Source organism: Trueperaceae bacterium (assembly GCA_031581195.1).
Lineage (GTDB): Bacteria > Deinococcota > Deinococci > Deinococcales > Trueperaceae > SLSQ01.
Map to the genome: position 1 here is coordinate 1 of JAVLCF010000146.1, position 4,484 is coordinate 4,484.

The 4,484-nt window shown below is 70.9% G+C and carries 5 protein-coding genes; 4 read left to right on the forward strand and 1 reads right to left on the reverse strand.

Features of this window, described 5'->3' with window-relative positions; all coding sequences use genetic code 11:
- A partial coding sequence (locus RI554_10545) for a TIGR01777 family oxidoreductase (protein MDR9392454.1) occupies window positions 1–1,001 on the reverse strand: 1,001 nt, incomplete at its 3' end.
- Between the two features lie 129 nt (window positions 1,002–1,130).
- On the opposite strand from RI554_10545, the gene RI554_10550 reads away from it, so the two are divergent.
- Genes RI554_10550 through RI554_10565 form a run of 4 tightly spaced genes read left to right on the forward strand, consistent with a single transcriptional unit; the run spans window position 1,131 to window position 4,481 of the window.
- Window positions 1,131–1,334, forward strand: coding sequence for a cytochrome c oxidase subunit 2A (locus RI554_10550; GenBank protein MDR9392455.1), 204 nt, complete (start codon window positions 1,131–1,133; stop codon window positions 1,332–1,334).
- 1 nt (window position 1,335) lies between these two features.
- A complete protein-coding gene (locus RI554_10555; protein ID MDR9392456.1) occupies window positions 1,336–2,286 on the forward strand; it encodes a c-type cytochrome in 951 nt (316 codons plus the stop codon).
- The gene (locus RI554_10560; protein MDR9392457.1) at window positions 2,283–3,953 is read left to right on the forward strand and encodes a cbb3-type cytochrome c oxidase subunit I; all 1,671 of its coding nucleotides are present in this window, start codon (window positions 2,283–2,285) and stop codon (window positions 3,951–3,953) included. The genes RI554_10555 and RI554_10560 overlap by 4 nt, the downstream gene beginning before the upstream one ends.
- 15 nt (window positions 3,954–3,968) lie before the next feature.
- Window positions 3,969–4,481, forward strand: a complete 513-nt coding sequence (locus RI554_10565; protein ID MDR9392458.1) for a hypothetical protein — start codon at window positions 3,969–3,971, stop codon at window positions 4,479–4,481.
- Window positions 4,482–4,484: the final 3 nt, after the last annotated feature.

Sequence of the window (4,484 nt, forward strand, 5' to 3'; positions counted from 1 at the left end):
GTCTTCAGGAGCGCGTCGGCGGCGTCGTCGATCGTGGGGTAGTGGAACGCGAACCCCTCCGCCTGGAGGCGGGCGGGGCGCAGGTGCGTGCTGGACAGCAGCAGGTGGTCGGCGACGCCGCCCAACGCCAGCCGGAGCGCGAAGGCGGGCGCCGGGACGAACGCCGGCCGCCGCAACCGCGTCGCGGCGGCGCGCGCGACGTCGATCTGGCGCGCCGGTTCGGGGGCGGTGAGGGCGTACACGCCCGCCGGGGGGAGGTCCGCGTCGCCCTCCGCCGCCCCACCGGGCGGCCCGACGAGGAAGAGGATCGCGCGGATCAGGTCCTCGGCGTGGATCCACGGCCACCACTGCCGCCCCGAGCCCAGCGGCCCACCCACGAACGCGCGGATCGGCAGCAGCATCTGCCGCCACGCCTTCGCTTCGGGGGCGAACACGATCCCGATCCGACCGATCACGAGGCGCGTCACCGCCTCCACGGGCCGGGCGGCCTCCTCCCACGCGACCCCGACGTCGGCGAGGACGTCGTCGGGGTGGGGCGGAGAGGTCTCGTCGAGGACCTCGTCGCCGCGGTCGCCGTGGATCCCCGACGCGGACGTCTGGAAGAGGGTGCGCGGGGGCGACGCGGCGCGGAGCACGGCGGTCGCGAGGGTGGTGGTGGCGTCGACGCGCGAGTCGAGGATGCGGCGCTTGTGCGCCGCGTCGAACCGGCCGCCGGCGATGCTGGCGCCGGCGAGGTTCACGACGACGTCCGCGCCGGACAGCAGCTGCGCGAGGGCGGTGAGGTGCGCCTCGTCGCCGTCGCGGGCGGCGGTCGGCGTCCAGGCGACCGCGCGGGCGCCCTCGGGCTCCGTGCCGGTGACCGTGCGGGTGAGGACGACGACGTCCCAGGCGTCCTTCGCCGCCGCCACGAGGCGGCGCCCGACGAGGCCGGTGCCGCCGGCGACGATCATGCGGGGGCGGGCGGATGGGGCGTCGGACGGGGGGTCGGAGGGCGGCGTCATGGGGGCAGGGTAGCCGCCCGGGGCGGAACGATGGGTCGCCAATCGTGCCGCGATTGTGCTACACCCTACACATCGGACGCCGCGCGTCCGCATCGGTCCTGCATTCCCCACCCCGGAGGTCCCCGTCCCGTGAACGAACGTCCCGCCCCCGAACCGTCCGCCGCCGCGCCGGACGAGGCGTCGCCCGTGGAGGCGACGCCCGACGCCGCGACGCCGAACGACGCGCCGGACGCGACGCCGTCCGGCGCGATCGCCGTCACGGTGTTCCTCGCCGCCACCATCCTCGTGTTCTGGTTCGGAATGTACTTCTTGAACCTCGCCTGGAGCGGCTGAGGTGGAGCACCGCGAACACGAACAGATCGCCCGCTGGGAGCGGCGCTGGCTGGCGGTGTCCGGCCTCATGTCGCTCACGTTCGTGCTGTTGATCGCCTACAACCTGGCGACCGAGGGGGCGCACATCGCGCAACGCACCGCGAAGTCCACCCCGCAACAGATCCTGCAGCAGGAGGTGTTCCTCGAGCCCGGCGTCCGGCAGTTGGCGCCCGGCAAGGTCCAGGTCACCACCGTCGCGCAGGCGTTCGTCTTCCAACCCGAGGTGGTGCGCGTCCCGGTCGGCGCGGAGGTCGAGTTCTTCCTCACCGCCCGCGACGTGCTGCACGGCTACCAGATCGAACGCACCAACATCAACGTCGAGCTGATCCCGGGCGAGATCTCGCGCCTGATCTACACGTTCGACGAGCCCGGCACCTACCGCATCAGCTGCAACCAGTACTGCGGCATCGGGCACCACACGATGTTGGGGGCGGTCGAGGTGGTGCCCGCCTCGCAGTGGAACGAGGCGACCGCCGCCGGCGCGATGGCGGACGTGGGCGGCGAGGACGCCATGGCGCAGGCGGACGGCGCCGTCGACGGCGCACAGGTGTACGCCGCGAACTGCGCGTCGTGCCACCAGGCGGACGGCAGCGGCCTGCCGGGCGCCTTCCCGCCGGTCGCGGGGCACGCCGCCCGCCTCGTCGCGGAGCAGGGGCGCGACTACCTGCCGCTGGTGATGCTGTACGGCCTGCAGGGCGAGATCGAGGTCGACGGGCAGACCTACGCCGGCGTGATGCCCGCCTGGGCCAACCTGAGCGACGAGGAACTCGCGGCCGTCACGAACTACGTCGTCACGGCCTGGGACGACGGGGCGCTGCCGGAGACGTTCGAACCGTACGCGCCCGACGACTACGCCGCGGCGCGCGGGCAGGAGCTCGGCGCGGACGACGTGTACGAACGGAGGACGCCATGACGACCGTCACCGCCACCCCCGCCTCGGTCGCGACGGCGCACCCCGAGCGTCGCGTGACCTTCGCGTTCCTGATCACCGGCTTCGCCGCGCTGTTGGTCGGGGCCCTGCTCGGGCCGCTGCAGGCGCTGAACTACGCCGGCGTGAACCTGTACCAGCACCTGCCCTGGCTGCAGTCGTACTACCAGGGCCTCACGCTGCACGGCGTCCTCAACGCGTTGGTGTTCACCACGTACCTGAACGCGGCGATCCTGCTCTACTTCCCGGCGCGCGAGATGGGCGTCGCGATGAACCTCCGCTTCGTCTGGACGATCTACGGCCTGATGACCGGCGGCCTGGTGATGGCCGGCGTCGCGATCCTGAGCAACACCAGCAACGTCCTCTACACCTTCTACCCGCCGCTCGCGGGGCATTGGGGCTTCTACCTGGGGCTCGCGTTGGTCGTCGTCGCCAGCCTGCTGGTGGCGGTCGAGACGTTCCGCATGCGGATGGTGTGGCGCCGCGCGAACCCCGGCAAGGTCACGCCGATCGTGACGTACATGGCGATCATGACGAACGCGATGTGGCTGCTGGCGTCGATCGGCATCGTCGTCGAGGTCGTCGTGTTCCTGTTGCCCTGGTCGCTGGGCCTCATCCAGGGGGTCGACCCGACCCTCGCGCGCACGTTGTTCTGGTGGACGGGGCACCCGATCGTCTACTACTGGCTGCTGCCGGCCTACATCTCCTGGTACGGCTTCATGCCCAAACAGGCGGGCGGGGAGCTGGTGTCGGACTCGCTGACCCGCCTGGCGTTCCTGATGTTCCTGATCTTCAGCACGCCGGTCGGCTTCCACCACCAGTTCGCCGACCCCGGCATCAGCGCGGGCTGGAAGATGGTGCACTCGCTGCTGACGATGTTCGTCGGCATCCCCAGCCTCATCACCGCCTTCACGGTCGCGGCCAGCCTCGAGGTGGGCGGCAAGCGGGCCGGCGGGACGGGCGTGTTCGGGTGGATCGGCAAGCTCCCCTGGCGCGACGCGTCGTTCGCCGCGCAGATCCTGGCGATGATCTCGTTCATCTTCGGGGGCGCGGGCGGCATCGTGAACGCCAGCTTCAACCTCAACATGTTGGTGCACAACACCGCCTGGATCCCCGGGCACTTCCACCTGACGGTCGGGACCGCGGTGACGCTGACGTTCATGGGCATGACCTTCTGGTGGGTGCCGCACCTGACCGGCAAGCGGCTGTTCGCGCCCCGCATGGCGCTCGCGTCGGCGTGGACGTGGTTCGTCGGGATGATGGTGTTCGGCCTCGGGATGCACTGGCAGGGGCTGTACGCCGTGCCGCGCCGCGCCCTCGTGAGCGCCGCGCCGGAGGGCACGTACGCCGACGCGGTCGTCCCGCAGGTCGTCACCGGCGTGAGCGGCGTCATCCTGCTCGTCGCCATCGTGTTGTACTTCACCGTCCTCTTCGGGACGCTCTTCGCCCGCGGGCGCCTGCGCGAGGACGAGCGCCCCGCCATTCCGTTCGGGAACGCCGTCGAGTTGCGAAGCGTCGGCGTCCTCAAGGTCCTCGACAACGTGTGGGGGTGGTTCGCGCTGGCGGCGTTGCTGGTCGCGGTCGCCTACCTCCCGACGTTGGTCGACATGCTCCTGAACCAGGTGGGCTTGCCGCCCCAGCGGCTCTGGTAGCGGAAAGGGGTTGCCGTGCTGACGTCCCTCGCCCTCTCCTCGGTCCTCACCGGCGTCGTCGGGACCGCCGTCATGGTGCTGTTCTTGTACCTGCCGCTCCTCTGGAACGGCGTCCACTACGACACCCTCGCGTCGATCGGGTCGATCTGGACGCGCGAGGCGAACGACCGCTCGCGCCTCATCGGGATGGTGCTGCTCACGGCGGGTGGGGTGGCGTTCGCCGCCTTCTACGGCGCCTTCGTGTTGATGTTCATGACCGAGGTGGGCGCCTTCCGCGGCGTGCCGTACGTCATCTTCCCGGGCGCCCCGACGACCATCGACCTGTTCTTCCCGTTCCTCGGGCTGGTCGGTGGGTTCGGGCAGGGGATCTTCATGTCGCTCGTCACCAGCTTCGTCGTGACCGACTTCCACCCCCTCGAGCGGTTCCGGGATCCGTTCCCGCTGTTGTTGTCGTTCCTGATCGGCCACACGGTGTTCGGGGTGGTCGTGATGTTCTTCCAGCACCAGGTGCTGCAGCTGCTGCTCTAGCGC

Coding starts and splice junctions, on each gene's coding strand:
- RI554_10560 (MDR9392457.1), top strand. CDS start 2,283: ATGACGACCGTCACCGCCACCCCCGCCTCGGTCGCGACGGCGCACCCC.